This is a genomic window from Rhizobium sp. KDH_Rht_773_N, from assembly GCF_052946295.1.
Genome location: NZ_CM129525.1, coordinates 3,664,288 through 3,689,608, shown reverse-complemented (window position 1 = coordinate 3,689,608; position 25,321 = coordinate 3,664,288). Strand labels below are relative to the sequence as shown.

The window sequence follows — 25,321 nt, the reverse complement described above, 5'->3', positions numbered from 1 at the left end:
ATGGCGCGCCCGGCCGCCCTGCAACGGCTTCAGGCAGAGCGCGCCATCGATACGCGCCGCGAAGGGCCGCGCCTGCCGGGCTGGCCCTTTTCCAGCCGCGGCATCCGCCTTCTCGTGCTGGCGCTGGTTACGCTGATTACCATTTCCTTCCTCTCGCGCCTGCCGGCCTGGACGCTGACGGAGCTGCGCACCTTCGATTACCTCTCCACCGTCGACGACCCCACGCCGCCGGAGGGCGGGCCGATCATCGTGGCGATCGACGAGCCGGCGCTGGCCGATATCAACGCGCAATGGCCCTGGCCGCGCAGCCTCCATGCCGAGCTGGTCAAGCAGCTGCGCGCCGCCGGCGCCAAAGCGATCGCGCTCGACATCATCATGGCCGAGCCTTCCACGGCCGAAAACGACGAGGCGATCACCGCCGCCGTCGGCCCGGATATCGTGCTTGCCGGCGACGAAACGCTGATCAAGACGCCGCAGGCCGACCAGCTGGTGCGCACCACGCCGCTGCCGCAGATGAGCGAGGCCGGCGCGCGCACCGGCATCGCCTCCATCACGCTGAACGGCGACGGCATCTTCCGCAACGTCCCGGCCTATGACGACGGTTTTGCCATGGAGCTGGCGCGCGCCGCCGGCCACAAGCCGCAGCATCCGCTGGCAGGCGCCCTCATCCAGTCCTTCGGCCCGGCCCGCTCCTACCCCACCGTCTCCTACTATCAGGCGCTCGACCCGAAGAATTTCCTGCCGCCCGACATGTTCAAGGATCGCGTCGTGCTGGTGGGCCTGAGCCTGCAGAACGCGCCGGAGATCGATCAGGGCGGCGTCGATGCCTATGCCACGCCCTATACCGTCCATACCGGCAAGCTGATCTCGGGCGTGGAGGTGCAGGCCACCATCTACGACAATATCGTCCACGGCCTTGCCATTACGGAAGCCGGCCTGCCTGCCGTGGCGCTTTCGATCCTCGTCGCCGTCGTCCTTGCCGCCGCCACCGTCTGGAAAGCCACGAGCTGGCGCACGCTGGTCGCCACTGCCGCGGCCGTCGCCGCCTTTGCCGCGGCAAGTTATGCCGGCATCCGCGCAAGCCACGTCTTCGTCTCGCCGCTCGGGCCGACGGTCGCCTTCGTCGCCGTCGCCTTCGGCCAGGCGGCTTTCGACTATGCCCAGGAGCGCCACCAGAAGCGCCAGATTACCCGCGCCTTCGCCCAATATATCTCGCCCGATCTCGTGCGCCGCCTGTCCAACGATCCCTCGCAGCTGAAGCTCGGCGGCGAGCGGCGCACGCTCACGGTCCTGTTTTCGGACGTGCGCGGCTTCACCACCATCGCCGAAACGATGAAGGACGATCCCGAGCAGCTGACGACGCTCATCAACCGGCTGCTGACGCCGCTTTCCGACGTGGTCATGGATCACGGCGGCACGATCGACAAATATATGGGCGATTGCATCATGGCCTTCTGGAACGCGCCGCTCGACGACCCCGATCACGCGCTGCATGCGGTCAAGGCCTCCATCGCCATGCAGGATGCGATCGGCACGCTGAACCGCGAGCTGGAGCGCGAGGCCGCCGCCTCGGGCCGGCCGCTGCATGTCCTGAAAATGGGTGTCGGCATCAACACGGGCGAATGCATCGTCGGCAACATGGGCTCCACCCGCCGCTTCGACTATTCCTGCCTCGGCGACAGCGTCAACCTCGCCTCCCGCCTCGAAGGCGCCTCGAAGAATTACGGCGTCGCCCTCCTCCTCGGCGAAGAGACCGCCCGGCTCGTCTCCGAGCGCTACGCCGTGGTCGAACTCGACCGCATCATCGTCAAGGGCCGCACCGTGCCCTCGCCCGTCTTCACCGTGCTCTACGGCTCGCACCGCGCCGCCCTGCCGGACCACAACGCCTTCCTGGAAGCCAGATATGCCGGCCGGCTGACGATCTCCGACCCGGCCTTCGAGGCCCTGCCGAAGGCCATCCCGGAACTCGCGCCCTATTATGCCCTCATGCGCGCGGCCCTGGCGCAGGACAAAGCCGCCCCTTGACGCGCGGCGGTTCGCCGCCCGATCGTACCGAACGGAGGGACGGCGCACTTTCCCCCCGCCTCCTTTTGCGTCTAGGATGGAAACCAGACTCGCCAGATCAATCAGCCAAGAAGTCCCGCCATGTCCCTTCCCGCCACCGTCATCCCGCTGCCGCAGCCCGTTCTCCTGCCCGTCGAAGGCAGCGCCGAGGCCTTTCCGGTGCGCCGCGTCTATTGCGTCGGCCGCAACTATGCCGACCACGCCATCGAAATGGGCCATGACCCGAACCGCGAGCCGCCCTTCTTCTTCCAGAAGAATGCCGACAACCTGTTTTCCGGGCGGGATTTCCCCTATCCGCCGCTGTCGTCGGACGTGCATTTCGAGGTCGAATGCGTGCTGGCGCTGAAGGCCGGCGGCGCCGATATTGCCGCCGAAAAGGCGCTCGACTGCATCTATGGCTACGGCGTCGGCATCGATTTCACCCGCCGCGACCTGCAGGCCGAAGCCAAGAAGCTCGGCCGCCCGTGGGAAATCGCCAAGGCTTTCGAACATTCCGCGCCCGTCTCGCCCATCGTTCCGGCGAGCCGCATCGGCCACCCCGCCGCCGGCCGCGTCTGGCTGGAGGTCAATGGCGTCAGGAAGCAGGATGGCGACTTGAACCAGATGATCTGGAAAGTGCCGGAAATCATTGCGGAGCTTTCGAAACTCTTCGTGCTCGCGCCGGGCGATGTCATCATGACCGGCACCCCGGCCGGCGTCGCCGCCATTACGAGAGGCGACAGCATCTCCTGCGGCGTGGACGGCATTTCGACGCTGTCGCTGAAAGTGGTCTGAGGAGGCGAGAATGGCACTCTATGCGCTCGGCGGCCTGCAGCCGAAACTGCCGCCATCAGGCACTTTCTGGATCGCCCCCGACGCGCATGTGATCGGCCGTGTCGAACTTGCCGAAGAGGTCGGCATCTGGTTCGGCGCGGTGCTGCGCGGCGACAACGAACCTGTTGTCATCGGCAGGGCCACCAACCTGCAGGAAGGCGTCATGGTCCACACCGACCCCGGCTTTCCCGCCACGATCGGCGAAAACTGCACCATCGGCCACCACGCCATCATTCACGGCTGCACGATCGGCAACAATTCGCTCGTCGGCATGGGCGCCACCATCCTCAACGGCGCAAGGATCGGCAACAATTGCCTCGTCGGCGCCAATGCGCTCGTCACCGAAGGCAAGGAATTCCCCGACAATTCCCTGATCGTCGGCGCCCCCGCCAAGGCGATCCGCGTGCTCGACGAGGCGGCCGCCGCAGGGATCGCCGAATCCGCCAGGAAATATGTCGGCAACTGGCAGCGTTTCGCGCGGGATCTGAGGCGGATCGACTAACGTCGACCGCGGGATCGACTAGCATTCACCGCGGGATCGGCTGGCCGCCCTGACCGTCACGAATTGGGAAAACCCAGCCACGGCTCCAGCTTCTCCCATGTCCGGTCCATCGCAAAGGCGGCCGAGACCGGCAGGGAAATATGGCCGTACCAGAAGGATATCTGCCTCTCCGCCGCCTCCTCGCCCTTGTCGGCAATGGCCGCCAGATAGAGGGCCGAAGCAAGCCCGCTGCGGTCGGCGCCGGCCTGGCAATGGATGAGCACGGGTTTTTCGGCGCGGCGCATCAGGTCGATCAGCTGCGCCGCCTCCTGCTGGTTGAGCTCGGTACTGGCCGACATGCGGAATTCGTAATGGACGACGTCGAGCTTCTGCGCCGTCACATATTCGGCCTCGTAGCGGGGCGAGCCCGGTTTCGGCGCGCCGCGCAGGTCGATGATCGAGCGGATGCCGTGCTCGCGCACATAGGCGGTAAGCTGGTCGGCCGAAGGCTGGGCCGAGCGGTAGACGACGCCGGGGACGACCGGGTGGAAATTGCCCGAAAGCTGCCGGTAGCCGAGAAAGGCGCCGGCCAGCAGAAGCGCGACGCCAAGGCCCGCGCCGCTTCGTTTCAGCCCGGTCAACACTGCCGAACGCTTCATTTCATTCGCCTCGCATGCAGGCTGGTGATGGTGACGATGATTGCGATGCAGCCCAGAAGCAGCGCAACACCGGGTATCTGAGGATCGATGCCGGGCGCGGCCTTCAGCCAGAGCGCGACAAGGCCGACCAGCGCCAGCACCGCCACGCTCAGCCGCGCATCGGAAACGAACATGCCAAACAGTTCTTTCAGGACATCCGACAGGACGGTCATTGCGTGCGCCCTTTCGGCCTGACAGCGAGGATCTGCGCCATCGCAAGCCCGGTGAGCAGGAAGAGTGCGGCGAAGACGAAGAGCATCAGGTCTTCGCCGGCCCAGTCGATGCCGAGCCCCTCGCCCGTCCAGAACACGCCGAAGCTCGAAAGCATGATCGCCACGGCGAATTTCAGTATATTCTCGGGCACGCGCGAAAGCGGCTTGTGGAGGGCCGCGCCGATCAGCAGCACGAGCACGCAGGCGGCCGCCGCCCCGATGGAGGCCGCCCCCACCAGCCCCCGGCCGGAACCGACGGCAATGACGATGAAGATGACTTCGAGCCCTTCCAGCAGCATCGCCTTGAAGGCCGCCATGCCGGCAAGCCAGTTGGCCGAAGCCGCATGGCGCCGGGCCGCCTCTTCGAGGCTCAGGCGCTCCCTGGCGAAGGCGGCGATCTCGTCATGCAGCGCAATGACGCCCGCCGAGCGCAGGATCGCCTTGCGCAGCCAGCCGAGGCCGAACAGCAGCAGCAGCACGCCGATGACGAGCTGCAGCGCATGCAGCGGCACCCGGTCGAGCAGCGGCCCGAGCACGGTGACGACAAGGGCAAGCACCGCCAGGCCCGCCGCCGTGCCGGCCGCAGCCGGGCGCCAGCCGCGCAGCGTGCCGACCGCCAGGATGATCGTGAAGGCTTCGACGACTTCCACGACGGAAGCCAGGAAGGCCGCCCCGATGGCCGATGCGGCGACATTCCAGGTAACGCCGTCCATTTCGTGTCTCCGTAGTAATGACAACATAATGATTAATCGTGTAGTAAACACAACAAGTCAACACAGGAAACCGTGAAATGTCGTCGCACTTCGCCGACCTCGTGACCGAAAAGAGCCCCGGTCTCAGCCGCACAGAACATCGCGTCGCCCGCTATTTCGCCGACAACCGGCATCAGGTGCTCGTTCAGTCCGCAATCGAGCTCGCCCAGTCGACCGGCACCAGCGACGCCACGATCATCCGCACGGCCCGCGCGCTGGGCTTTGACGGGCTGGACGGCCTGCGCAAGGCGATTGCCGGGGAATTCGATGCCGGCCCGACGCCGGCGGGCAGGATGTCGCGCACGGCAGCCGAAAACGCCGGCAGCCTGGAGCTTGCACTGGAAAAGACGCTGGCCGCCCAGGCCGAAGCGATCGCCACGCTTCGCGACAGCATCGATGCCGAAAGTTACCGGGCCATCGTGCAGGCGCTGGCCGGAGCCGGCGAGATCGCCGTCTTCGGCATCGGCCCCTCCGCATCGATGGCGGATTATTTCTGCATCCAGCTGCGCAGGCTGGGCTTTGCCGCGCGGCCGCTGACCAGAACCGGCCTGCTCTTCGCCGACGACCTGCTGCAATTGAAATCGGCCAGCTTCGTCGTCATCATGGCCTATGGCCGCGTCTATACCGAGCTTTCGGTTCTGCTCGACCATTGCAGGGGCATCGGCGCCGAAACCGTGCTCGTCACCGACAGCCTGCGCGAGGCGCTGGAGGCGCGCGTCACCCGCATCGTCACCGTGCCCAGGGGCCGCGCCGACGCCTTCAGCATGCACAGCGCCACGCTCGCCTTCCTCGAAACCCTTCTCGTCGGCCTCGGCACGCTGGCGCCGGCACAAACCACGGCAAGCCTCGACCAGCTCAACCGGCTGCGCGCCGACCTTGCCGGCCAGACGGCAACGCTTGCCGTACCGGACATGTCACAACAAAACGACGGGCGGCGCTGACGTCAGCCGGCCGCCACTGCCACCTTCCGCGCGAACGGCACCCACAGCAGCGCGCTGGCCGTCAGGACCGCGACCACCATCCACGCCTCGTTGAGCGCCTGAACGGTCGCGGCCGTCTGCACCAGCGGGTCGAGCATGGAGGCCGTGTCGGCATCGAACTCTCCCCTGTGCCCGGCAATTGCCGCAAGCGGCGCGCCGACGAAGGCCGCGACATCCGCGTCCCCCGCCTGCAGCCGGTCCCAGATGCCGTCGCCGAGCGGGCCTGAGCGGGTGTAGACGATGGTGTCGATCAGCGCGATGCCGATGGCACCGCCGAGATTGCGCATCAGGTTGAACAGGCCGCTGGCATCGGGAATGCGCTCCGGCGGCAGCGTGCCGAGGGCGAGCCGTGTCGGCGGCAGCAGGCAGAACATGATGGCGACGCCGCGCACGACCTGCGGCCAGAACATCGCGTCGAAATCGGTCTGCGGGTCCTGAAAGGCGCTCATGCCGATGCCGACGGCAAAGAGCGCAAAACCGAGCGCGGAGAGCAGCCGCGCATCCATGCGTTTTTCGAGCGCCACCGCAATCGGCGCCGTTACGAGCTGGGCAATGCCCGTCACCAGCATCGTCATGCCGATTTCGAGCGCGTTATGCCCGCGCACGAAGGCAAGAAAGACCGGCATGAGATAGACCGAGCCGAACAGGCCGATGCCGAGAATGAAGCTCATGGCCGAGCCCGCCAGAAAATTCCGGTCGCCGAAATTGCCGAGCTCGACCACCGGCATGCGCCTGCCGAGCGTGCGCCACGCAAAGACCCATCCCGAAACCACCGAAAGGCCGATGAGGCCGGAAACGTAGAGCGAGGTCCAGCCGCTCGTCGGCGCCTCCTTCAGCCCGAGTTCCAGCGCCGAAAGGCTCGCCGCCATCAGGATCAGCGACAGGACGTCGAGATGCCGCAGCTCGGCCATGTTGAGGTCCTCGCGCGGCAGCGCGCGCATGGCGACGAACGCGGCCACGATGCCCGGCAGGATGTTGATCAGGAACAGCCAGTGCCAGGAATAGGTCTCCGTCAGCCAGCCGCCGACGACAGGCCCGATCGTGGGCGCCAGAACCGCAAGAACGCCGGCAATCGTCGTCGCCAGCGCCTGCCGCTCGTCGGCAAACAGGATGAAGACGGCCGAAAACACCGAAGGGATCAGCGTGCCGCCGGAAAAACCCTGCACGACCCGAAAGAAGACCAGCTCGCCGAACGTATCGCTCGCCGCGCAGCCGGCCGAAGCGATCACGAACAGCGACAGCGAGGCCGAAAACAGCCAGCGCATCGTCAAGAGCCGGGTGAAGAACCCCGTCAGCGGTATCGCCACCACCTCGGCGATCAGATAGGCGGTCTGCACCCAGCTCATCTGGTCCGGATGGATATCGAGCGCCGACTGGATGGTCGGCAGCGAGGTCGCCACGACCTGGACGTCGAGAATGGCCATGAACATGCCGAGGCACATGGCCAGAAAGCCGATCCATCGGCGCGCGGGTGGAACAGTTGCGGTCCGTTCGGTCATGCAATGGTCCCGTCGGTCGGATGCCGGCCCGGATGGCCGGTCGGCGCATGGCAGGCGACAATAGCAGGCCATCGCGCCCCATGCCAAAACATAGCGGCAAAACCGGGCTTTCGCCGCTCACGAAAGCGGCAGCCCGCCGCCGGCCGCCGTTGATGCCGAAGGCCTCTGCCGGTCAGGTCTCGGCACGGCCGAGGGCGCCACGCGGCCGATCGGGCATGCGCGCCAGCCGGCCGATCGCGATGAAGGCAAGGGCGCCGGCGACCCCCACGCCCGCAGCGACGGCCAGCGACCATTGCACGCCGATCCCAGCCATCAGGAAAGCCAGGACAAAGGGTGCCGTCGATGTGACGACAAGCCGGATCGCCAATATCTGCCCCTGCCGTTTCCCGTAGCCTTCGCTGCCGAAGAGCGCGAGCGGCAAGGTCCCCTGCACGATGCTGCTCAAGCCCGAGCCGAGACCGAACACGACCGCGAAGACCAGGGCGCCCGGCACTGCCGGCGCGGTGGCAATCAGGATGACCAGCGCGGACGGCAGAAGCGCGGCCGAAACGAGCGCCAGGGTCAGTTGCGAAAGGCCGCCGCCGAAAATCATGTTGGCAAAGCGGCTCAAGACCTGCGAGGGGCCGAAGAGCGTGCCGACCATCACCGCCATTGCGCCGAGCCCGAGTCCCGACAGTACCGGCACCATATGCACCAGCAGCGCGGCGTTGACGAAGCTTTCCAGCGCAAAGCCTGTGACCATCAGCGCGAAGGCGGGCGTGCGGATCGATGGCGCAAGGCCGGGCTCGACACGCCTGGCCGCGCCGCCGGAAGCCTCCTTTCGGCTCCTGCCGGCGTTGAGGGCCAGCCATGCATGGATGGGCAGGCAGACACAGAGGTTGAGGGCGGCAAAGCAGAGGTAGACGGATTGCCACGGCATATGCGCCTGCAGCGCCGTGGTGATCGGCCAGAAGATGGTGGAGGCAAAGCCGGCGATCAGCGTCAGGTAGGTGATGCTGCGCTGTGCCACCTTCGGCCGGATCTGGACCAGCAGGGCGAAGGCCGCGCCATATTGCACCAGATTGGATGCCGCCTCGATGGCGATCAGGGTGACGACGAAGGCGATCTTGCCCGACGAGAGCGCGCAGGCGGCAAGCGCTGCCGATGCGATTGCCGAGCCCGCCGCCATCACCCGGCCGGCGCCGAAACGATCGATCCATTTTCCCATCGCCGGGGCGGCCAGGCCGCCGATCAGCAGGGCGAGCGACAGCGCCCCGAATATCCATTCCGACGGCCAGTTCAGGTCCCGCGCCATGGCCGGCGCGAGAATGCTGAAACTGTAATAGAGCGTGCCGTAGCCGATGATCTGGGTGAGCCCGAGCGCGGCGACGGCCGCAAGCGGAATGCGCTCAGACAAGGCGCTTGCCGTCGCTGTCCAGAACCTGTTCGCCGTCCTCCTTGGCGAACGGGCCTTTATGCGTATCCGGCAGGATGTCGAGCACGAGTTCGGAAGGCCGCGCAAGGCGCGTGCCCATCGGCGTGACGACGAACGGCCGGTTGATCAGGATCGGGTCCTTCAGCATCGCCTCCAGCAGCTCTTCGTCGGAGAGATCGGGATTGTCGAGGCCGAGTTCAGCATAGGGCGTGCCCTTTTCGCGGATCGCGCCGCGCACCGTCAGCCCGGCATCGGCGATCATCTTCACCAGCTGTTCGCGCGACGGCGGGTTCTTCAGGTATTCGACGACCTCGGGCTCGATGCCGGCGTTGCGGATCATCGCCAGCGCGTTGCGCGAGGTGCCGCAAGCGGGATTGTGATAGATGGTGACGTTCATGGGGCGGTTTCCGTCTCGGTGAGGGTTTGGGGAGCGCGGGTTTCCATCAGCAGCCATCCGGCAAATATCGCCGCCAGCAGGGCGCCGGCCAGTTCGGCGACGATGAAACCCGGCAGGTCGGCCGGCCGGATGCCGGAAAACGTATTCGTCAGCGACCGGGCGATCGCGACGGCCGGATTGGCGAATGAGGTGGATGCGGTAAACCAGTAGGCACCGGCAATATAGAGGCCGGCCAGCCATGCCACGGCATCGGCGCGGAAGCGGATGCCCGTCAGGACGACGAAGACGAGGCCGAATGTTGCGGCGACTTCCGACAGCCATTGCGCCCCGCCCGTCCTGACCGTTTCCGAAACCTGCAGCAGGGGCAGTGCAAACATGCCATGCGCGAGCACGGTGCCGGCGATGCCGCCGGCTATCTGCGCGCCGACGTAAGCGGGAAGCGAGGAGCCGGCCAGTTCGCGCCTGACGGCAAAAACCAGCGAGACAACGGGATTGAAATGCGCCCCGGAAATCGGCCCGAGCGTCGTAATCAGCACCGCCAGCATGGCCCCCGTCACCAGCGCATTGGCGAGGAGCGCCAGCGCGGTATCGCCCGTCAGCCTGTCGGCCATGATACCGGAACCGACGACGGTCGCGACCAGAAGGGCCGTGCCAAGCGCTTCGGCGGCCACGCGCCGCGAGAAGGGAAAGCCCATCATTGCACCTTGTCGCCGGCCGGCGCGCAGCAGGCCGCGACCGCCACGGCCGGCGCGCAGATTTCCGGATGGCCGGCGCAGCAGTCTTCCATCAGGAAACGCACGAGGCCGCTCAAGGCATCGTAATTGGCCGTGTAGATGATCGAGCGGGATTCGCGCTGCTGGCTGATAAGGCCGGCGCGATCCAGTTCCTTCAGGTGGAAGGACACGTTCGACGGCGAGACCTCCAGCCTCTCGGCAATCGCGCCGGCGGCCATGCCGTCAGGGCCGGCGACAACAAGCATTCGGATGACCTGCAGGCGGGTTTCCTGAGACAGCGCTGCGAATGACGCGAGGGCTTGACGTTCGTCCATATTTCAACAATCCTTGAATAATTGAAACGAGGATTAGCGCAAATGAACGCCATCGACAACGGAAAAATGCAGAAGCAGGACATCGCCCTCGGCGAGCTGATGCGCGCCCTTTCAGGCGCCAGGGATTTGCCGCTGGTATTCTATTACGGCGCGCAGCCGGTGAAGCCCGGCTATCACGTCACCGAAGTCAAGGCCGGGCAGTTTTCGGCGCTGGACTGCGGCGCCAACCCGGAAGCCTGGAGCGAAATCTTCATTCAGCTTTGGGATATCGAAGAGGACGATCGCACCCATATGCCGGCCGGCAAGTTCGCGGCCATTATCCGCAAGGTCACCGAGCATGTGCGGCTCGACGATACCGCCAGGCTGACCTTCGAAGTCAGCGACGGCATCCAGCCGATGCGGCTTTATTGCGCCTCCATGCCGATACTGCGCGGCGGCGCCGTCCATGTCGAGCTTTCGCCCCGCCCGGCAAGCTGCAAGCCGCGCGACCGGTGGCTCACGCAACGGAGCGAGCCGGACCCCTGCTGCGCCCCGGCCGCCGCCTGCTGCGGCTGATGCGCCAGCCATGTGCGTTTTCTGAACATCGACTGTTCGATCATATCGGTTTCCACATTATCCGGGATCGTGTTTCATCCTCCCGCAGAGACGATGATTTTCCATCAGGCAACAACGGCAGGGTGACGCGGCCGGCCCCGGCGGGGCCGCGCCCGCGCGCCCGTCCGTTCCCACACGATCCGGGAGTGACCTTATGAAGAACGAACTGCGCGCGCTGGCCTCGCTCGCCGGCCCCTACCCGCCATTCGATGCGGAGGCCGCGCCCGACGATCCGCGCGATCTCTTCTCCTCCTGGCTGCGCGAGGCGATCGTCTCGGGCATCAGGGAGCCGCATGCCATGGTGCTCTCGACAACCGACGAAAACGGCGCGCCCGACGCCCGCGTCCTCATCCTCAAGAACCTCGATGCCAGGGGCTGGCATTTCGCAACGTCAGGCAACGGCCCCAAGGGCAGTCAGATCGCCGCCAATCCCTATGTCGCGCTCACCTTCTACTGGGCCGCGCTCGGCCGGCAGGTGCGCCTGCGCGGCATCGCCTTTCCGGCCGGCGAACCGGAACGCGCCGCCGATTTCCGCGCCCGCTCGCCGGCCGCACGCGCCGCAGCCCTTGCCGGCCGGCAGAGCCAGCCGCTCTGCGCGCGCCCCGACCTCCATGCGGCAATCGCCACACAGACCCGGCGCCTCGAAGCCGAGCCCGATCTCGTCGCGCCGAACTGGCAGCTCTTCATCGTCATGCCGCATGAGGTGGAGTTCTGGCAGGGCGCCGAAGACCGGCTGCATCACCGGCTCCTGTACAGGCGGGAAAAGCCCGGCTGGCTGCGCGAAAGCCTCTGGCCCTGAGCCCGACCGCCGATCGCGGGGCACGGATGCAAGAATATCGAAGAATCTCCGCCCCCGCCTCTTGCAATCCGGCCCGGCACACATCATATCCCGGCTTCACCTGAAAACGGACTTGCGCTTGGTATCGACGTTGGTCGAGCCGCGTTCGAGTTCACAGGTAAAGGGCGCTCCCCGCAAGGGTCGAGCGCCCTTTTGATTCCGGCACCGTCACGCGTAAGCCGTGCCCGCCATCGCCGCCGCCACGCCGAGGCTGCCCTGGTCGACAAGCGCGAGAAAGGCAGCCTTCGCCTTCTCGCCATCCCGCTCCTGCCGGAAAGTCCGGTGCGCCTCGATGAAGGCGACGCTCCAGGTGGCAAGCAGCATGGCGCCGGCAAGTTTCGCAAGGGGATCGTCCGCCGGCCGGCCGGCGCTTCCGGCAAGGGCCGCCGCCAGTTCGCCGGCAATCTCGTCGCGGATCGCGCGTGCCCTCGCCTTCAGCGTCTCGCTGTTTTCCACCGTCTCGATGAAACCCTGGCTCGCCGGCGAAAACTGCAGGTAAGGCGCCGGCTCGCCAGCCAGCCGATGGGCCAGCAGCCGCAGCGCCTCGATCGGCGAAACCCCGGCATCGCGCTGCCGCAGCGCCGCGCGCAGCCTCTCGCGCGCCTCCTCGTCGCGGTCGAAGAACATGTCTTCCTTGCGCGGAAAATGGTTGAACACCGTCATGCGCCCGACATCGGCGGCGGTCGCGATTTCGTCCACCGTCACATTCTCGAAACCCCGCTCGAAAAACAGCCGGTCGGCGGCAAGCGCAATGGCGCGCCGTGTGGCGAGGCGCTTGCGGGCGCGCCTGTCGAGCAGCCCCGAATCCGGGCCTTCCGCTTCCGAAGGAGCGGCATGCAGGGATGTTTGCTTCGCGGCTGTTTCGTCTGACGGCTTCGACATGGCGCTCTCAATAACAGGATTCATGTACTGAGTACATCGATATTGACAGGCGGCTCCCGCTCGCCTATTTCTGTACTCAGTACATATTAATACCCGATATCAAAACAGACATCGCCATCGCGGAACCGGGCTGCCTGCGCACCGGCCGCGAACGGGATGGCTTTGCCCCGTCCGCCCCCTCCCAGTTAAGGAGAAGCCAATGGCTCCCGCCGTCAACAAGCCCCTGCTCGTCATCTTCACCGCCATCTGCCTCGATGCCGTCGGCATCGGGCTGATCTTTCCCATCCTGCCGCGCCTTCTCCAGGAGGTGATGCGCACGCCGGATATCGCCTTTGCCGTCGGCATCATGACGGCGCTCTATGCCGCCATGCAATTCGTCTTCGCGCCCGTGCTCGGGGCACTGAGCGACAGTATCGGCCGGCGCCCGGTCCTGCTGCTTTCGCTTGCCGGTGCCGCCGTCAATTATGCGATCATGGCCTTTGCGCCCTCCCTCCCGCTGCTGCTCGCCGGCCGCGCCGTCGCCGGCCTCACCAGCGCCAACATGTCGGTCGCCTCGGCCTATATCACCGATATTTCGCCGGAAGATCAGCGCGCCCGCCGCTTCGGCCTGTTCAACGCCATGTTCGGCGCCGGCTTCATCGTCGGCCCCGTCCTCGGCGGCCTGCTTGGCGATCACTGGCTGCGCCTGCCCTTCATCGTCGCGGCCGTGCTGAACGGCGCCAACCTGCTGCTCGCCCTCTTCCTCCTTCCCGAATCCCGCGCGCCCTCCCGCCGGAGGATCGAACTTTCCGCCCTCAATCCGCTCGGCCCCTTCAAGCGGCTCGTCTCGATGAAGGCGCTCCTGCCCGTCGTGCTCGTCTATTTCGTCTTCAGCGCCGCCGGCGAATCCTACGGCACCTGCTGGGCGCTCTGGGGCTTCGATACGTTCGGCTGGAACGGCCTGCGGATCGGCCTGTCGCTCGGCGCCTTCGGCATCTGCCAGACCCTCTGCCAGGCCCTCCTGCCCGGCCCCGCCACCCGCCTGCTCGGCGAGCGCTGGTCGGTGCTGACAGGCATCGCTTCTGCCTGCCTCGCCCTCCTCGTCATGGCCTTCGCGAGCCGGGGCTGGATGATCTTCGCCATCATGCCGGTCTTCACCCTTGTCGGCATCGGCAACCCCGCCTTCCAGGCGCTTGCCACGAAAAAGGTGGAAGCCGGCCGGCAGGGCGAGCTGCAGGGCCTCATCGCCTCCACCATCAGCCTCGCCTCCGTCATCGCTCCGCTCGGCTTCTCCTCGCTCTATTTCGTGGTGCGGGAAAACTGGCCGGGCGGCATCTGGCTTTCGGTGATCGCGCTTTACGCGGTCGCCGTGCCGCTGGTGCTGGTGAGCACGAGAGGCGATCGCATGGCGCCAGGCGCCAACGCACAGGGCGCCTGACGGCTCCAGGCCCGAAGCCCCGCCTCCAGAGCGCCGCTCCCGAAAACGGCCGGCGGGACGCGGTGGTCCCGCCGGCCTGTCCGCCTCAGCCCGCCAGCAGCGCGTCGCGGCAGGCGTTCCAGTCCTGCTTGGTTTTCATGCCGCCCCCTACTGGCGGCCGGCGGTCACGCCGCCGTCGACGGGAAGGATCGTGCCGGTGATCCACGAGGCCTGCTCGGATGCCAGGAAGAGGATCGCTTCGGCGACATCGCGCGGCTGGCCGTTGCGGCCGAGCGGGTGGAAGGCGTTGAAGGTCGGGAGAACGTCCCGCACCTGCTCGTCGGAGAGGAAGGTGTTGTAGACGGGCGTTTCGACGACGGCCGGCGCGACCGCGTTGATGCGGATATTGTACGGCGCAAGTTCGATCGCCAGGTTGCGGACCATGGCATGGACGCCCGCATTGGCCGCCGAATAGGCCGCCGACGGCGTCGCGCCGATTGCCTGGATCGCCCACATCGAGCCGGTCTGGACGATTGCGCCGCCCTTGTCCTTCATCGCCTTGGCTGCCGCCTGCGCGGTGAAGAACTTGCCCTTGAGGATCGTATCCAGATACCAGTCGTAATCGGCCTCCGTCAGCTCGATGAACGGCTTGGGGTTGAAGACCCCGGCATTGTTGACGAGAATATCCAGACCGCCGAAATGTTTCACCGCCGCCTCGACCAGAGCGGCCCCGGTCTGCGGGCTGGCAATATCGCCGGCCGAGACGACGACGTTCCTGCCGCCCGGATCGATCTCCCTGGCCGCTGCCTCCAGCTTTGCCCGGTCGCGCCCGTTGATCGCGACCTTCGCTCCCTCGGCGACGAAGCGGGCTGCCGCTTCCTTTCCGATGCCGGAGCCTCCGCCTGTCACCGCAACGACCTTACCTTCAAAACGCATGTTCGATCTCCTTTTGTCTATCTAACGTTAGATAGATTGGGGGAACATAGGGATTGCGTTTTTAAATGGCAAGACCTATCTAACATTAGATAGAGAGGAAGGATCATGACCGATACCGTCACGGCAATCCTGGATGCCGCCGAAGAGCGAATTCGCGGCGCCGGCTATCACGGCTTCAGTTTTCGCGATGTCGCCGCCGATGTCGGCGTGAAGGCATCCTCCGTCCACTACCATTTCCCCGCCAAGGAAAAGCTCGCCGCCGCCGTCGCGCGCCGTTACACCGACCGTCTCGTCGAGGCCGTGAATGCGCAGGTCGCAGAAGGGACCGATGTCGTGGAGGCGTGGCGCCGCGTCTTTCGCGAGGCCCTGCAGCGCGACGGGCGCATGTGCCTCTGCGGCGCCCTGGCCGCCGCGTCTCACGAACTTGCCGAGGAAATCAGGGCCGAGGTGAAGCGGTTCTTCGAGCTTGGCATCGAGACGCTGCGGCAGGGCGGGCTGGAACGGGCCGCCGCCATCAGGGTTCTCGCCGCGCTGGAAGGGGCGATGCTGACGGCCAACATCCTGGAGGACCAGTCGGTCTTCGAGGCCGGAAGCTCCGCCCTCGTCGCCTGAGCGGCCCTGCCGGCGCCGCGGCGCGGCCCGGAAGCGATTCCGGCAAGAGCGGGAACCGGTTTTGCGTCAGGAATTGCAGCAAAAACAATAAGCTAGAGCATTGAAGGTGCGCCCGTTTTCGCCGCAAATGCTCTAGGCTCCAGACTCAATTGATCCACCATGTGACGATAGCTGCGATGTAGCACGTTGCGGCGAAGTTTATCATGAGCTTGTCGTATCGGGTTGCGACACGCCTCCAGTCCTTGAGACGGCAGAATGTCCGCTCGATGATATTCCGTCTTCGGTAGGCGACCGGGTCGAACGGTCGGATCCTCTTTCGGGTTGGATTATTGGGAATGACTGGTTCCGTGCCGCGTATTATCAGGAAGCTGCGCAAGGCGTCGCTGTCGTAAGCCGTATCTGCGGCTAGGCGCGCTCCGAAGTGCCCATCTTTTTGACGAGCGTTGTTTTGCCTGCCCGGCGTGGTCCAATTATCAAAACGACGGGCGTGTCGGACAGCGCCTCATCTGCCCGCCGCTCTACAAACCGACCAAACATTCAGCACTCCGAATCTCCGCTGATCGGGACTGTCGTATTCGGCTATTTGGAAGTCAATAGCCGGCAGATTGGAAGTTAAGTGGCGGATATTTGCGACGAGAAATGCACGGACTAAATGGGAGGACGGATCCACGATACGAAAATTCCGGAAGACATGCCGACAATACCCGTAGACGGCTTAGGCCGGCGCTTTTGCTCCGCCGGCCGCTGTCGGCAATGCTCTCAAGCGCAAAAAATTGGCACCGCCTGATGCGATCGCTCTTCGCACCGTATCCAAAACTTTATCTGCCGTGCAATCCGGGCTGAGCGTGCGACCTCGTGCCAGATCCGCGATGGCGAGTTCACAAGTCTCTCTATCAATTCTCAATGTATGGATGTCTCTTTCCATTCACCATAAACTTTCTCTGCCACATCCATCGCTGTAAGAATTCTTGTCATCAATATTTCTCGTAGGTTTAAAACTGCACTAGCAGGCTGCTGCCCCCCCGGCTTTTGGCCTGAAGACATGATTCCCTTCGGGCAGCAAGAGAAGGGATTGATTTGGATGCGCGGTGGGGACGATCGGACGGGATCATTGTTTTCGTATGTGGATCTGGAGGCGCGTGTTCCCGAGCGGCATCCGCTGCCGGCGATGCGGGAACTGGTGAACGCCGCGCTTACGGCGGCAGCCTGCTAGAGGTCCATCACCATCTCGTGCCAGGCCATGCCGCCGTGTTCCGATGCGGAAGGCCTGATATAGCGATAGCCCATCTTCTCGTAGAGCGGCACGTGCTGCCCCTTGCACATGAGATGGATGCTCGCCTTGCCCATGTCCTTCATCTGCGCGACGAAGCGGTTCATCAGCAGTTTCGCATATCCCTTGCCCTGTTCGGCCGGATCGACCACGACCGACATGATGACGACATTCAGGGCCTGCGGATCGTGCCCGACCAGTTCCTTGAACGCCTCGTCCGACATGACGACATCGTGGGCGCAGCCGCTGTTGATGAAGCCTGCGATCCTCCCGCCCGCCTCAAGCAGAAGGAAGCCCTGCGGATATTCCGCGATCCGGGTCCTGATCTTGTCCAGGGTCGCGGCCTCCTCCCCTTCATAGGCGGAGGTTTCGATCTCGAAGCACCGCGCCGCGTCGTCGAGGACCGGCTGGCGGAAGGAATATTCGGCTGTCATTCGAAAGTCCTGACCTGTTGCGAAAGATAGTCGGCGATCGCCCGCCTGGCCGCCGTCACCGCACCCGACAGGTAGCCGGGCTCGGAATCGCTCGTTTCGCTGCCGGCGAGGCTAAGGCGCTGCCGCCACGGCCCCGTCACCCAGGCCCCGTCCCGGACGACGGGATGGCCGGCGGCCACGAGGTCCTGCCGTGTCGCGGTCAGCGGATCGGCCGCCCAATCCTTGAGCAGAGTCGCCCGCGCATGTCGAGCCGCAGCGCCGAACAAGCGTTCGAGCTGCGCAAGGCAGGCGGCCTTCAACGCCTCCTCGCCGATTTCGGCGCGCTGCTGCGCCGCCACGCCGAGAAAGCCGAACAGGGCCGCCTTGCCGGAAGCCGTCGTCGCATCGTGGATTTCCACCATCGGCCCGACCATGCTCTGGGCGGTCCCGGAAAGACCGGCACGCCGCCAGAACGGCTGATCGTAGATCGCGAAGAACTTGGCGTGCGGCGCCATCCAGGTCGGCGTATCCCGCCAGCGCTTCGCGGTCGCGCTGTCCTGCGCCGGCGTGAAGGATACGGAAGCCTCCAGCAGTCGCGGCGGCAGGGCGGCGATGACATGGCCGGCCTCGATCGCCTGTTGCGCCGCCTCCCCGCCCCGGATGGTGATCCGCACGCCGCGCTCCGTCAGTTCCATCGCTGTCGCCCCGCGCCCCAGCAGCACCCGCTCCGGCGGCAGCTCGCGCGCGATGGCGCGCAGGCCGGCGGCCGTCCCGCCCGAGATCCGCATGGATTGCTGCTCCTGCACCGTCGGCCGGTATCGTTGCGGCCTCTCCCGCGACATCCGCTCGAAGACGACGTCGCCCTCGCTGTTTTGCGCAAAGGCGGCAAGACCGGCTTCCGATACCAGCTCGGCCATGGCCGGCTGCACCTGCGGCCAGTACCAGGACGGGCCGAGATCGAAACCGTCCTCGCTCGGCAGTCCCGAGCCGTCCGCCGTCAGGATGCGCCCGCCGATGCGCTCGCGCGCCTCGATGACGAGGACGTCGATGCCGGCAGCGTGCAGGCCCCTTGCCGCGTAGAGGCCCGCAAGCCCCGCACCGACGACGACAACCTCATGGGACTTCATCGGGATTTCTCCTCCGCCTCCGCCGCGCCCTCGAACGGGCAGACATCGTCATGCAGCAGCCTGCCGGCCTTCATCCAGACGCGGGCGCCGCCCTCTCCGGCCGTCGCGTGAAGCGGTTGGCCGGCCGGCAGGCGCAGCCACGTCCACCGGTCGAGCACATCGCCGCTCTCCGTGAAATCGCCGGACAGAACCAGCAGTTCGAGGCCGTCGGGATTTTCCACCTCGACCGTCCCGCCGGCCTGCCAGTCCTCCAGCAGCACGCGCTCGCCGTCTGCGTCGAACAGCACTTTCGACGACGCCGCGCCGGGGCGAAGGCGCCAAGACCTTCCCTCTCCCGGAAGCCTTACGATCCTCTCGCCGTCGCCCTGCCTGAACTGCCACAGTTTCACAAAGATGACGCAGCCGCCGTCGCTGCCCGGCGCATGGCCGGTTCCGGGAGGATTGCGCACGTAGCTTCCTGCCGGAAAGTCGCCGCTCTCGTCCTGGAACGTGCCGTCGAGAACCAGGAATTCCTCGCCGCCCGGATGTTCGTGACGGGCAAAACGGCTGCCGGCGGCATAACGCACGATCGATGTGGCGCGCGCCTTCTCCGCGCCGATGCGAAACAGCATGCGCCGGTCCACGCCCCTGGCGGGGCTCGCTATCCAGTCGATGCGCTCGGCATGGACAAGCGCACGCCGGCTGAAGTCTCCGTTGATCAACATCTCACAGCTCCGATCTGCCGCCGTCGATGACGATTTCCGCGCCCAGCATGTAGGCGGAAGCATCGCTTGCGAGGAAGAGCACGGCGGCCGCCACCTCCTCGGGCCGGCCCATGCGCCCGGCCGGCACCTGGCTGCCGACCCGCGCCGCATAGGCCCTGAAGTCTTCCTCCGTCTGGCCCCTCCCGCGGTGGATCGGCGTTTCGATCGAGCCGGGGCTGACGGCATTGACCCTGATCTTCCGGTCGAGCAGCTCTGCCGACATGGTCCTCGCGAAGGATCGCACGGCCGCCTTCGAGGCGGACAGGATGGCGCGTCCGGGCGTGCCGACCTGGTTGAGCCAGGACGTGTTGAGGATGATCGAACCGCCGTCGCGCATGAGCGGCAGCACCGCCTGCACGGTGAAGAACACGCCTTTCACATTCGTGTCCATGATCGCATTGTAGGTCGCCTCGTCGGCGGTGGCGAGCGGCGTGCCCAAGGCCACGCCGGCATTGGCAAACACGATGTCGATCGGCGCAAACGCGCCTTCGAGAGCGGCCCGCATCCTCGCCAGGTCGGCGAGCGACGATACGTCGGCGCGGATCGCCAGGACCTCCTCGCCGAGTTCGCGCCGGGCGGCCGCAAGCCGCTCCGCCGACCGGCCCGTGATCGCGACCCGCGCGCCCTGGTCCCTGAGCATCCTTGCCGTCGCCAGGCCGATCCCGCTCGATCCGCCCGTCACCAGCGCTGTCCTGCCGTCAAACGTCATAGCCGCACCTCTTTCCGGAAGACCACGGATGAAGGTTTTCGGTTGCAAGGGCGAGGCAAACGGACGATACCGGAAAGAAAGAAAATCTTTGTCGGGCAAGATCGGGAGACGGGTTGCGCATGAGGAACCTCACAAGGCTCAAATCCCTGCAGGCGCTCGAAGCTTCGGCCAGGCACGGCAGCTTTGTCGGCGCGGCAGGCGAGCTTGACGTCACCCCGCCCGCCGTCGGCCAGCTTGTCCGCTCGCTGGAGGACTGGGTCGGCTACCCGCTCTTTCGCCGGACGCGCTCGGGCGCCGAACGCCTGACCCCGGTCGACGAAGCCTCCGACGCGCTGGAGGATATTTCGCAGGGCCTCGATCTGCTGGAATCCGGCCTCAACAAGCTGCGCGGCCGCAAGGCCCGCTCGGTCGTCGTCGTCACCGCGTCGCAGGCGCTGGTTGCCAACTGGCTGCTCGGCCGTCTCGACGATTTTGCCGCCCGCCACCCCAATATCGACGTCCGGCTCGACGTCTCGGACCGGATCATCGATCTCGCGCAGGGCGAGGCCGATATCGGCATCCGCTGCGGCCTCGGCAACTGGAAGGGCGTGAAATCCACCTTCCTGATGGGCGAGGAAATCATCGCGGTCTGCAACAGGTCGCTGCTGCCGCGGGATCGCCCGGCAACGGCCGGCTGGATTTCCGAACAGACCCTGATCCACGACGGCACGCCCCACCCCGACGGCGATTTCCCGGCATGGCGCGACTGGCTCGCCCGCGCCGGGGCAAACCAGCCGCCGGAAGACGGCGGCCTGAAGATCAACTCGACCGCGGCCGTCATCCAGGCCGCCATCGCCGCGCGCGGCATCGCCCTCGTGAGAAAGGCGCTGGTGGCGCAGGAACTGGAAGGCGGCCGCCTCGTCCATCTCCTGCCCGAGATCCGCTGGCCCGTGAAATGGGCCTATTTCGCCGCCGCGTCCGCCAAGGCCCTGCGCCGGTCCGAAGTGGCCGCCTTTCACGACTGGCTGGCTTCAAAGGGTGTCGAAAGCCGGTGAGACGCTCGAATCTCAGGCGATCAGGTCCGCGTCACATATCCTTCATCCTCCCCGGCTAGGCAGGCCGGAATCCGGAGAGCCAGCGCAACACGTAGTGGCGCCGGACCGACCATGATCGCCCGGTGAGGAATTATCGCTTCCGGCCACCGGCGGATAATCGCTGCGTTGCCGGAGAATCAGCTTCGGTCCATTTTGCCCTGCCCCAACCGTGGCTCGACGCCCGAGATCAGCCGTTGAATGTTCGCGCGGTGACGAACGATCACATAGAACGCCCCGACAACGACCAGCAATCGATAGGGTGTCGGATGCTCAAAGCCGAAGACAAGGATAACAGCCGCCAACGCGGCAAGGATCGAGCTAAGGGACACGATACGAAAAGCAGCAAGTGTCAACGCCCAGACCGCTGCCGCACCTAGTCCGACAGGGAATGATATCGCCAGCAGGACGCCAAGGCCTGTGGCGGCTGACTTCCCCCCGGTGAATTTCAGCCATACCGAACGCCCATGCCCGAGCAAGACCGCCAGCCCCGAGAGGCAGACGAGCCAAGGCACAAGGTACCGGGAGTCAATGGTCGGCGATGGCACGAAAGCAGGCTGTAAAACCACCCAGGAATAGTAGCGGGAGGCCAAGAGTATCGCCGTCGCCCCTTTGAGGATATCGATAACAAGAACGCAAAGTGCCGGTCCCTTGCCAAGGGTACGCAACACATTCGTCGCGCCAGTGGATTTCGACCCGTGTTCCCGGATGTCGATGCCGCGAAGCGTCTTTCCGGCAATATAGCCAGTCGGTATCGAGCCGAGCAGATAAGCGATCAGCAATCCACCGCCGAGTGCGATCCAAACCACGATCCTGTCCATCTTCCTCGAAATCAGCTGTCGTTCTTGAGATGTTGCTAGGGGCTCTGCTCCACCGGCGTCAAGTCCATCTCTGGCGCGGAGCGGCAATCGCACGCTGACCGCGATAGCCTTTGTGATAAATGCGCCTTCCCCTCGCCGCTCCTTGGCGTCACATATCCTTCATCCTCCCCGGCTAGGCAGGCCGGAATCCGGAGATTGCCCATGGATAAGACCGCCCAGCCAAACCGCCCCAAGATTGCCGAAACCGTCATCCACCCGACGGCGAGCATTCGCGATTCCAGCATCGGCAGATGCTGCGAGATCCTGCAAGATACCGCCCTGCACACGGTCGACCTCGGGGATTATTCCTATCTCGGCCAGCGCTGCATTCTCGCCGACGCGACGGTCGGCAGGTTCTGCGCCATTGCCGCCGAAGTCAGGATCGGCGCGCCCAACCACCCGATGGACCGCCCCTCCATGCACCGCTTCACCTATTGCCCGGAATATTATTCGGCCGACGCTGTGCGCGACCATGCCTTCTTCGCCGGGCGCAAGGCGGCCCGCGCCGTCATCGGCAACGATGTCTGGATCGGCCACGGCGTCATCGTGCTGCCCGGCGTCACGGTCGGGGACGGCGCGGTTCTGGCGGCCGGTGCCGTCGTCACCAGGGATGTCGAACCCTATACGATCGTCGGCGGCGTTCCCGCCAAATTCATCCGCGAGCGCTTTTCGCGCAAGGTTGCGGAAAAACTTGCCGCCATCGCCTGGTGGGACTGGCCGTTCGAGACCATCATGGAGCGGCTTGCCGAGTTTCAGTCCAGCGATATCGAGGCCTTCTGCGAGCGCTGGGCCTGAGCTGCGGCATCGGCAGGAAACCGCAACGGATGCCCGAAGCGGAACGAGGCCCGGCATTTGCCGGACCTCGCAGATCGAGAAGGATATGCGCCGCACCCCGCCATGACGGCCTGCTGCGGCGACCCGACAGCGGTCAGTAATCCCAGAAGATCGGCACCCAGCGAAAGGCGTCGCCGTCGACGGCCACATGGCCGATGGAGGGAAACGGCAGGTGGGTCGCCACCAGCAGTTCGCCCGTCGCCGCCAGTTCGCGCAGAAGCCGGACGCGCACGCGGGCCGCCTCTTCCGGGTCGTGCTCGAAACCGTTGAACCAGTCGGGATGCTCGAACCCGACGGCGAATATGGCGTCGCCGGCAAACATCAGCTTGTCGCCGCCGGAGGCCACGCGGACCACGCTATGGCCGGGCGTATGCCCGCCGGTGCGGGAGACGACGACGCCCGGCGCCACTTCGTGCTCCTCGTCGAACGTCCGCAGTTGGCCCTCATATTCCGCGCGGAAGCGCTTGGCGGCAGCCCGAAGCGCATCCGGGAAGCCCGGCGGCATGGCAACATGGGAGAAATCGGGCGCTTCCCAGAACTTGACCTCGGCGGCCGCGACGTGGATCCGCAGGTCCTTGCGCAGGCGTTGCTTCACCCCTTCGACCAGCAGCCCGCCGACATGGTCCATATGCATATGGGTCAGCACCACGTCCGTCACGGAGCCGAGATCGATGCCTGCGGCCTCCAGTCGCTTGATCAGCTGTCCGGCCCGCGGCAGGTTCAGGTCCGGGTCGATGCCCAGGCCGGCATCGACGAGAATGGTCTGGGCGCCGCTGCGCACCACGACCACGTTCAGCGACCAGTCGAAAGCGTCGGGCGGCAGGAACATGTCGCCCAGCCAGCCGGCGCGCACGGCGGCGTCGACATTGTGCCCCAGCATGGTGGTCGGCAGCGGCAGCACCCCGTCGCTGACCACCATCACCTCGATATCGCCGATATTAAGCGCATAGCGCGACGGAACCGGATCGCCGGGCCTGGCTACGACGGAAGGCGCCCGTTGCGGCTCCGTGCTACGGGCTTTTGTTTCTGACTGCGACATGACGCGCTCCTGTATTGTGTGGACACCAGCCTGTCACCCTCCGTCCGGGCATGCGCTGACGCTGCATACCGTCGTGAGACCGGCGCTCGAACCTCGTGTTTCCGTTCTCTGGTGACGGCACACGAAAGGTACAGCCGCGCTTGCGCGCCGGTAATCCAAACATAGGTTCTAGAAGCGGCCCGTGGTGGCGCGTTCAGCCGGCAACCGGCTCCAGCGTGCCGAACCAGGCAACGAGCGCGACAATGCCGAGGGCAAGCACGATCTCCGCCACGGTTCCGGCAAGGAGCGCGCTCGCGGCCCGGCGCGAGCGGCCGATGCGCGCCACCAGCCCGTAGCGGTTGGAGAGCGCAATCAGCACCATCAGCAGGGCGAGCGCCATCTTCAGGCAGAGCAGCCGCTGATAGGCAACGCTCCAGTCGAGCGGCAACCCGCCGATGATGAGGAGGCCGTTTGCCGCGCCGGAGAGAATGACCAGCGCCACGGCCACATGCCCCGCCGCCGAAAAACGGATCAGCGCTATCCGCGCCTCGCCCGCCACCGCCGCATCGCCAAGCCGGGCAAGCACGAGCGCCACCGGAACCAGCGCCCCGACCCAGGCGCCGCCCGCAAGCACATGCAGCACGTCGTTGCCCCCCTGCAGCAGCCGCAGCCAGCCGTCGTTCATGGCCGCATGGCCGGTCAGCGCCAGGCCGCAGAGCATGAGCGCGCCGGCAATTGCCGTAGCGGCAGGCTTTTGCCGTAACGGCAGCAATGTCACCGCAAGGAGAAGAGCGGCAGATAGCGCCTGCCAGGCCCAGGCGGCGCCGATGGAAGTCCCCGTCAGCACCGCCGCCATGATGGCCCGGTCCAGCCCGTCCGCCCAGCCGTTGCCCAGCATGGCGCAGCGCACCGGCAGCAGCGCCAGCGTGGCGGTGACAGCAAGCGCCACCGCCGCGATGCGCCACGGCCCGAGCCTGGCCCAGAGGCTGGCGCCCAGCCCCTCGGGCACGAGCAGCCACAGATAGGCCGCGCTGCCCCAGAGGAACAGGCTCGCCGCATCAAAGGCGAAACGGCAGGCGATATTGGCCGTATCCGGTGTCATCAGGGCTTTACGGTGAAGCTGAACGAACCGTTCGTCTTGTGCCCGTCGGCCGAAAGCACGTGCCAATCGACGCTGTAGCTGCCGGGCGCGAGTTTGCCGGACACCGGCACCATCAGCACCTTGTCGCCCTCCATCAGCATGGGCTCGCCGAGCTTGACCTCGCCCTTGTCCGGGCCGGTCACGGTCACACCGCTGAATTTGAGGTCGAGCGCTTCGCTAAAGGTCAGGTCGAGTTCGCCGGGAGAGGCGACGGCGGCCTTGTCGGCTGGCTCGGAGCCCTGCAGATGCGCGTGCGCAAGCGCCTGGCCGGCAAAAGCGATGCTTGCAAGGGCGGCGACGGAGAGGATGCGGGTCAGTCTGGACATCAGATCATGCCTTTCGTTTGGGTGGGACAGGCGACGGCGCATGGCCCTTTCGAGATTAGACAGTCGGGGAGCGGATTTATTCCGGATCGTGCCGCCATTTTCCGGGAACCTCCCCTTTTGCGCGGCGTCATCCCCGGGCCCGTCCCGAGGATCGGCATCGGCCCGCGGCAGATCCCTCGGGACAGGCCCGAGGA

The 25,321-nt window shown here is 65.9% G+C and carries 29 protein-coding genes and 2 pseudogenes; 11 read left to right on the top strand and 20 right to left on the bottom strand.

What is annotated here, in order from left to right:
* The 3 genes from ACU8HS_RS18280 (at window position 1) to ACU8HS_RS18270 (ending at window position 3,379) form a co-directional block, all read left to right on the top strand.
* Window positions 1-2,025, top strand: coding sequence for a CHASE2 domain-containing protein (locus tag ACU8HS_RS18280; protein WP_447014857.1), 2,025 nt, complete (start codon window positions 1-3; stop codon window positions 2,023-2,025).
* A gap of 120 nt (window positions 2,026-2,145) precedes the next feature.
* Window positions 2,146-2,838, top strand: a complete 693-nt coding sequence (locus tag ACU8HS_RS18275; RefSeq protein ID WP_112571523.1) for a fumarylacetoacetate hydrolase family protein — start codon at window positions 2,146-2,148, stop codon at window positions 2,836-2,838.
* Between the two features lie 10 nt (window positions 2,839-2,848).
* Window positions 2,849-3,379 carry a gamma carbonic anhydrase family protein gene (locus ACU8HS_RS18270; protein ID WP_112571521.1) on the top strand — a complete coding sequence of 177 codons (531 nt, stop codon included), beginning with the start codon at window positions 2,849-2,851 and terminating at the stop codon, window positions 3,377-3,379.
* Between the two features lie 56 nt (window positions 3,380-3,435).
* On the opposite strand, the gene ACU8HS_RS18265 is transcribed toward ACU8HS_RS18270, so the two are convergent.
* Genes ACU8HS_RS18265 through ACU8HS_RS18255 form a run of 3 tightly spaced genes read right to left on the bottom strand, consistent with a single transcriptional unit; the run spans window position 3,436 to window position 4,981 of the window.
* Window positions 3,436-4,017 carry a tyrosine-protein phosphatase gene (locus ACU8HS_RS18265; RefSeq protein ID WP_447014856.1) on the bottom strand — a complete coding sequence of 194 codons (582 nt, stop codon included), beginning with the start codon at window positions 4,015-4,017 and terminating at the stop codon, window positions 3,436-3,438.
* Window positions 4,014-4,229 (bottom strand): hypothetical protein, encoded by a 216-nt coding sequence (locus ACU8HS_RS18260; protein WP_112757831.1) that lies wholly within the window; start codon window positions 4,227-4,229, stop codon window positions 4,014-4,016. Before ACU8HS_RS18260 ends, ACU8HS_RS18265 begins: the two co-directional genes overlap by 4 nt.
* On the bottom strand, window positions 4,226-4,981 hold the full coding sequence (locus ACU8HS_RS18255) for a TMEM165/GDT1 family protein (RefSeq protein ID WP_113498616.1): 756 nt from the start codon (window positions 4,979-4,981) through the stop codon (window positions 4,226-4,228). The genes ACU8HS_RS18260 and ACU8HS_RS18255 overlap by 4 nt, the downstream gene beginning before the upstream one ends.
* A 77-nt stretch (window positions 4,982-5,058) precedes the next feature.
* Here ACU8HS_RS18255 and ACU8HS_RS18250 point away from each other — a divergent pair, with 77 nt between their 5' ends.
* Window positions 5,059-5,961, top strand: coding sequence for a MurR/RpiR family transcriptional regulator (locus ACU8HS_RS18250; protein WP_447014855.1), 903 nt, complete (start codon window positions 5,059-5,061; stop codon window positions 5,959-5,961).
* A gap of 2 nt (window positions 5,962-5,963) precedes the next feature.
* On the opposite strand, the gene ACU8HS_RS18245 is transcribed toward ACU8HS_RS18250, so the two are convergent.
* The 5 genes from ACU8HS_RS18245 to ACU8HS_RS18225 all read right to left on the bottom strand — a co-directional run bounded on the left by ACU8HS_RS18245 (window position 5,964) and on the right by ACU8HS_RS18225 (window position 10,358).
* Window positions 5,964-7,499: a DHA2 family efflux MFS transporter permease subunit gene (locus ACU8HS_RS18245; RefSeq protein ID WP_447014854.1), complete on the bottom strand. Its 1,536-nt coding sequence runs from the start codon at window positions 7,497-7,499 to the stop codon at window positions 5,964-5,966.
* A gap of 172 nt (window positions 7,500-7,671) precedes the next feature.
* Window positions 7,672-8,895, bottom strand: coding sequence for an arsenite efflux MFS transporter ArsK (gene arsK, locus ACU8HS_RS18240; protein WP_447014853.1), 1,224 nt, complete (start codon window positions 8,893-8,895; stop codon window positions 7,672-7,674).
* A complete protein-coding gene (gene arsC, locus ACU8HS_RS18235; RefSeq protein WP_447014852.1) occupies window positions 8,888-9,310 on the bottom strand; it encodes an arsenate reductase (glutaredoxin) in 423 nt (140 codons plus the stop codon). Before arsC ends, arsK begins: the two co-directional genes overlap by 8 nt.
* The gene (locus tag ACU8HS_RS18230) at window positions 9,307-10,005 is read right to left on the bottom strand and encodes an aquaporin (RefSeq protein ID WP_447015921.1); all 699 of its coding nucleotides are present in this window, start codon (window positions 10,003-10,005) and stop codon (window positions 9,307-9,309) included. The genes arsC and ACU8HS_RS18230 overlap by 4 nt, the downstream gene beginning before the upstream one ends.
* Window positions 10,005-10,358, bottom strand: a complete 354-nt coding sequence (locus ACU8HS_RS18225; RefSeq protein ID WP_112571503.1) for a metalloregulator ArsR/SmtB family transcription factor — start codon at window positions 10,356-10,358, stop codon at window positions 10,005-10,007. The genes ACU8HS_RS18230 and ACU8HS_RS18225 overlap by 1 nt, the downstream gene beginning before the upstream one ends.
* A gap of 42 nt (window positions 10,359-10,400) precedes the next feature.
* Here ACU8HS_RS18225 and ACU8HS_RS18220 point away from each other — a divergent pair, with 42 nt between their 5' ends.
* Both ACU8HS_RS18220 and ACU8HS_RS18215 read left to right on the top strand, forming a co-directional pair.
* The gene (locus tag ACU8HS_RS18220; protein WP_447014851.1) at window positions 10,401-10,913 is read left to right on the top strand and encodes a DUF6428 family protein; all 513 of its coding nucleotides are present in this window, start codon (window positions 10,401-10,403) and stop codon (window positions 10,911-10,913) included.
* A 193-nt stretch (window positions 10,914-11,106) separates the two neighbouring features.
* Entirely contained in the window at window positions 11,107-11,751 is a 645-nt protein-coding gene (locus ACU8HS_RS18215; protein WP_447014850.1) for a pyridoxine/pyridoxamine 5'-phosphate oxidase, read from the top strand.
* 207 nt (window positions 11,752-11,958) lie between these two features.
* On the opposite strand, the gene ACU8HS_RS18210 is transcribed toward ACU8HS_RS18215, so the two are convergent.
* Window positions 11,959-12,672 (bottom strand): TetR/AcrR family transcriptional regulator, encoded by a 714-nt coding sequence (locus ACU8HS_RS18210; protein ID WP_447014849.1) that lies wholly within the window; start codon window positions 12,670-12,672, stop codon window positions 11,959-11,961.
* Between the two features lie 199 nt (window positions 12,673-12,871).
* Here ACU8HS_RS18210 and ACU8HS_RS18205 point away from each other — a divergent pair, with 199 nt between their 5' ends.
* Complete coding sequence (locus ACU8HS_RS18205; protein WP_447014848.1) at window positions 12,872-14,089, top strand: TCR/Tet family MFS transporter; 1,218 nt, start codon at window positions 12,872-12,874, stop codon at window positions 14,087-14,089.
* Window positions 14,090-14,236: 147 nt separating this feature from the next.
* On the opposite strand, the gene ACU8HS_RS18200 is transcribed toward ACU8HS_RS18205, so the two are convergent.
* Window positions 14,237-15,004: an SDR family NAD(P)-dependent oxidoreductase gene (locus ACU8HS_RS18200; RefSeq protein WP_112759438.1), complete on the bottom strand. Its 768-nt coding sequence runs from the start codon at window positions 15,002-15,004 to the stop codon at window positions 14,237-14,239.
* 105 nt (window positions 15,005-15,109) lie between these two features.
* Between ACU8HS_RS18200 and ACU8HS_RS18195 the strand changes: the two genes are divergently transcribed.
* A complete protein-coding gene (locus ACU8HS_RS18195; protein WP_447014847.1) occupies window positions 15,110-15,616 on the top strand; it encodes a TetR/AcrR family transcriptional regulator in 507 nt (168 codons plus the stop codon).
* Between the two features lie 145 nt (window positions 15,617-15,761).
* Here ACU8HS_RS18195 and ACU8HS_RS18190 read toward each other — a convergent pair whose 3' ends face one another.
* Both ACU8HS_RS18190 and ACU8HS_RS18185 read right to left on the bottom strand, forming a co-directional pair.
* Entirely contained in the window at window positions 15,762-15,992 is a 231-nt protein-coding gene (locus ACU8HS_RS18190; protein ID WP_447014846.1) for a transposase, read from the bottom strand.
* Window positions 15,993-16,027: 35 nt separating this feature from the next.
* A pseudogene (locus ACU8HS_RS18185) lies at window positions 16,028-16,153 on the bottom strand (ATP-binding protein); the annotation flags it as partial.
* A gap of 544 nt (window positions 16,154-16,697) precedes the next feature.
* Between ACU8HS_RS18185 and ACU8HS_RS18180 the strand changes: the two are divergent.
* A pseudogene (locus ACU8HS_RS18180) lies at window positions 16,698-16,817 on the top strand (IS5/IS1182 family transposase); the annotation flags it as partial.
* Window positions 16,818-16,825: 8 nt separating this feature from the next.
* On the opposite strand, the gene ACU8HS_RS18175 reads toward ACU8HS_RS18180, so the two are convergent.
* Genes ACU8HS_RS18175 through ACU8HS_RS18160 form a run of 4 tightly spaced genes read right to left on the bottom strand, consistent with a single transcriptional unit; the run spans window position 16,826 to window position 19,878 of the window.
* The gene (locus tag ACU8HS_RS18175) at window positions 16,826-17,320 is read right to left on the bottom strand and encodes a GNAT family N-acetyltransferase (protein ID WP_112571491.1); all 495 of its coding nucleotides are present in this window, start codon (window positions 17,318-17,320) and stop codon (window positions 16,826-16,828) included.
* Window positions 17,317-18,426: a flavin monoamine oxidase family protein gene (locus tag ACU8HS_RS18170; protein ID WP_447014845.1), complete on the bottom strand. Its 1,110-nt coding sequence runs from the start codon at window positions 18,424-18,426 to the stop codon at window positions 17,317-17,319. Before ACU8HS_RS18170 ends, ACU8HS_RS18175 begins: the two co-directional genes overlap by 4 nt.
* Window positions 18,423-19,130: a cupin domain-containing protein gene (locus tag ACU8HS_RS18165; RefSeq protein ID WP_447014844.1), complete on the bottom strand. Its 708-nt coding sequence runs from the start codon at window positions 19,128-19,130 to the stop codon at window positions 18,423-18,425. The genes ACU8HS_RS18170 and ACU8HS_RS18165 overlap by 4 nt, the downstream gene beginning before the upstream one ends.
* Before the next feature lies 1 nt (window position 19,131).
* Window positions 19,132-19,878 carry an SDR family oxidoreductase gene (locus ACU8HS_RS18160; RefSeq protein ID WP_447014843.1) on the bottom strand — a complete coding sequence of 249 codons (747 nt, stop codon included), beginning with the start codon at window positions 19,876-19,878 and terminating at the stop codon, window positions 19,132-19,134.
* Window positions 19,879-19,997: 119 nt separating this feature from the next.
* Between ACU8HS_RS18160 and ACU8HS_RS18155 the strand changes: the two genes are divergently transcribed.
* Window positions 19,998-20,912 (top strand): LysR substrate-binding domain-containing protein, encoded by a 915-nt coding sequence (locus tag ACU8HS_RS18155; RefSeq protein ID WP_113498589.1) that lies wholly within the window; start codon window positions 19,998-20,000, stop codon window positions 20,910-20,912.
* Between the two features lie 176 nt (window positions 20,913-21,088).
* On the opposite strand, the gene plsY is transcribed toward ACU8HS_RS18155, so the two are convergent.
* Window positions 21,089-21,769 carry a glycerol-3-phosphate 1-O-acyltransferase PlsY gene (plsY, locus tag ACU8HS_RS18150; RefSeq protein WP_447014842.1) on the bottom strand — a complete coding sequence of 227 codons (681 nt, stop codon included), beginning with the start codon at window positions 21,767-21,769 and terminating at the stop codon, window positions 21,089-21,091.
* A gap of 201 nt (window positions 21,770-21,970) precedes the next feature.
* Here plsY and ACU8HS_RS18145 point away from each other — a divergent pair, with 201 nt between their 5' ends.
* On the top strand, window positions 21,971-22,603 hold the full coding sequence (locus ACU8HS_RS18145; protein WP_112757848.1) for a DapH/DapD/GlmU-related protein: 633 nt from the start codon (window positions 21,971-21,973) through the stop codon (window positions 22,601-22,603).
* Window positions 22,604-22,736: 133 nt separating this feature from the next.
* Here the strand turns inward: ACU8HS_RS18145 and ACU8HS_RS18140 are convergent, their stop codons facing one another.
* The 3 genes from ACU8HS_RS18140 to copC all read right to left on the bottom strand — a co-directional run bounded on the left by ACU8HS_RS18140 (window position 22,737) and on the right by copC (window position 25,127).
* Entirely contained in the window at window positions 22,737-23,681 is a 945-nt protein-coding gene (locus ACU8HS_RS18140; RefSeq protein ID WP_112571479.1) for an MBL fold metallo-hydrolase, read from the bottom strand.
* A 193-nt stretch (window positions 23,682-23,874) separates the two neighbouring features.
* Window positions 23,875-24,762, bottom strand: a complete 888-nt coding sequence (gene copD, locus ACU8HS_RS18135) for a copper homeostasis membrane protein CopD (RefSeq protein ID WP_447014841.1) — start codon at window positions 24,760-24,762, stop codon at window positions 23,875-23,877.
* Window positions 24,762-25,127, bottom strand: coding sequence for a copper homeostasis periplasmic binding protein CopC (gene copC, locus ACU8HS_RS18130; protein ID WP_112571475.1), 366 nt, complete (start codon window positions 25,125-25,127; stop codon window positions 24,762-24,764). Before copC ends, copD begins: the two co-directional genes overlap by 1 nt.
* Window positions 25,128-25,321 lie beyond the last annotated feature (194 nt).